This is a genomic window from Candidatus Afararchaeum irisae (assembly GCA_034190545.1).
Classification (GTDB): Archaea; Halobacteriota; Halobacteria; order Halobacteriales; family Afararchaeaceae; genus Afararchaeum; species Afararchaeum irisae.
In genome coordinates, this window is the sequence record JAXIOF010000008.1 from 1 (window position 1) to 2,536 (window position 2,536).

General features: G+C 56.9%; 2 protein-coding genes. Both read right to left on the bottom strand.

Annotated elements, in window-relative coordinates; translation table 11 throughout:
* Positions 1–135: 135 nt before the first annotated feature.
* Entirely contained in the window at positions 136–483 is a 348-nt protein-coding gene (locus tag SV253_01180; GenBank protein MDY6774696.1) for a hypothetical protein, read from the bottom strand.
* Positions 484–2,536: hypothetical protein (locus tag SV253_01185; GenBank protein ID MDY6774697.1), on the bottom strand; the 2,053-nt coding region annotated here is incomplete at its 5' end. It lies immediately after the preceding gene.

The following is a 2,536-nucleotide window of genomic DNA, read 5'->3' on the forward strand; positions in this document are numbered from 1 at the left end:
AAGAAGAAACAGCACAGAATATCACAACACTCAGAACTGCTAGGCAGGGATTGAAACTGTCCCCTCGTGGGCGAGCATAGTAGGAAAAAAGAGTATCACAACACTCAGAACTGCTAGGCAGGGATTGAAACCAATTCATTCTAACTGGAATGCCCAGTACAGATCATTCTTCGATGGTAAGAGGTATATTCCATACGATAGACCGAGATATATTGTCACTGCCGGGCTAACGATCATTTCGACATCCGCCTGTATTATCAAAACTAATCCGACAAGACCAACGAGAGTCGGTGCGAGAGCCATTACGCGCCCTCTCAGACAGATACCTCCCTCTCCCAAGTCGAGCGACCACTTCGGTCGAGGATAAAGCGAAATAGACACATCGAGACCGAGAGCACGCCCTACGAGGTAGTGTGTGACTTCATGTCCTAAGGCTGAGGGAAGGAAGACCGACAATGCAAGGAGACGGTTTATCCTATCCATTTATACCGACCTCATCCTCATCCAGAGCCGGAAACCTGTCAAAGCGATACCTAGGAGCATCATAACTCCCGTGATAGAATACGCCTGTGCCGGGAGAAGAACCGTCCCGATCACTCCCGAGAACAACGTCCCAAGAGTCAGACCCGTGACGGGAGATCGGGAGAACACCGTCAGTCCTCCCGAGACGACGAGGAACAGCACCGCCGACGTCGTCCGATACCCTGCCGTACTCCGATACGGACACGTAGTAGCCTCGAAGAACGAGCCGTTCGTCCAAGTTTCGGTAGAGCACTCCGACGAGTTGATAGTCGAGACTGTCTCCCTCTCGGTCGTATCCTCGCCGTCATTACCGCCGCCTCCGTCACCGGGAAGAGGAGAGTCGTCATCGTTTACCTGGTACTCGAAGTTGAACATCTCCGACGTCGCCGAAGCTCCCGCCGAGTCCTCGACCTCGGCGTGCCAGCTATGAGTGCCCTCGAACGGAGACGACCACGATCCCGTCACGGTACCCGCCGACGAAGTCGAGACCGAGTCGACTTGAGACCCGTCGACGTAGAAACGAACCGTCGCCGAGTCCCCGCTCGAAAAGTCCGAGTCGGAGACGTCGACAGAGAGATCTACGGACAGACTATCCTCGACGGTCGAGCCTCCCGCCGGGGACGCACTCCCGTTGTCTACCTCGGGGGCATGATTAACGATGTCGACGGAGAAGGACTCCGACGTCGCCGTCTCTCCGAAACTGTCCTCAGCCTCAACGTGCCACGAGTGGTTACCCGTCGACGCGTCGAGCCAAGTTCCCGAGACTGTCCCATTCGACGAGACTGTCTTAGACCCGATCTGACTCCCGTCGACGTAGAACGTCACAGTAACCTCGTCCCCCGTCGAGAACTCGGGATCGGAGACGTCGACGGAGAGGTCGAGGCTCGATCCGTACCCGACCGTGCCCGTCGGAGACGCCGAAGCATTGTCTATCTGCGGCGGGTCGGCACCGTCTCCGCCCCCAGACTGCGTACTGTCCCAAGCAAACGAGAAGGTCTCCGACGTCGTCGACGCTCCTGCTGAATCCGTAGCCTCGACGTGCCATGAATGACTGCCGTCCGTCGGGGACGACCACGACGCCGAGACCGTGCCGTTCGACGAAACCGTCTTCGTCTCGACCTCGGCTCCGTTCACGAAGAAAGAGACGTTAACAGACTGATTAGCCATGTTCGGATCGGAGACGTCGACGGACAGACTCACGGGATCGGACGCGACGGTCGAGCCTCCAGAGGGAGACGCCGAAGCATTATCGATCTGGGGAGGCTCGTTATCCGCCGACGCTACGGCTGTGTGCTCCGAGTTGTCTAACTCGTCGAAGACTACGACGCCGTCGGAGTCGGACGTCGCCTCGTCGAGCACGTTCCCCGTCGACGCGTCCCGTACAGTATACTCCGTGTTCGGAGCGACGTCATAGAAGACGACCTTACTCTTGTATCCCGTAGTTCCGCCGTACGAGAACCGGATCGATCCGTCGCCGTCGAGGAGCGTCTCGTCGTCGAAGGTTAGAGAGTTGATACGACGTCCGACCGTGACCTTTCCCTCGGTACTGTGATTTATCGTTATGTCGGTCTGATTAGCGTCTATATCGGAGAGTTGAATCTGCCCCGTGAGATCGGCGAGAGTGACGTGTCCCTCGGCTGTGCCCGAGATATTAGCAAAGTTCCCGAGGGAGAGCGTGTCCTCCGATACCGACACCGACTCGGACAGACCGAGACTCTCTCCGACCTCGACCGTGAGTCCCGACGGAGTCGCGTACGTCGTTCCCGCCGAGACCTGCGTCGTCGGGTCGACTGTCTTGTTTATCCGGGTTATGTTCTGGTTGACTACCGTCCGGTTCGTCCTGTTGACGAGGGTTTGGTTTAGAAACGTCCTGTTAGTTCTGTTAACGAGGGTTTGGTTCACGAATGTGTTGTTCGTCCTGTTGACGAGGGTCTGATTAGTGCGGTTTACGAAGCGATTGAACACGTCCCTGTCCGTCCTATTGACGAACCTGTTTACCGTCCTATCTGTCCGG

Bases quoted from the DNA above. Each gene is read 5' to 3' on its own strand.
- SV253_01180 (MDY6774696.1), bottom strand. From the start codon at position 483: ATGGATAGGATAAACCGTCTCCTTGCATTGTCGGTCTTCCTTCCCTCA.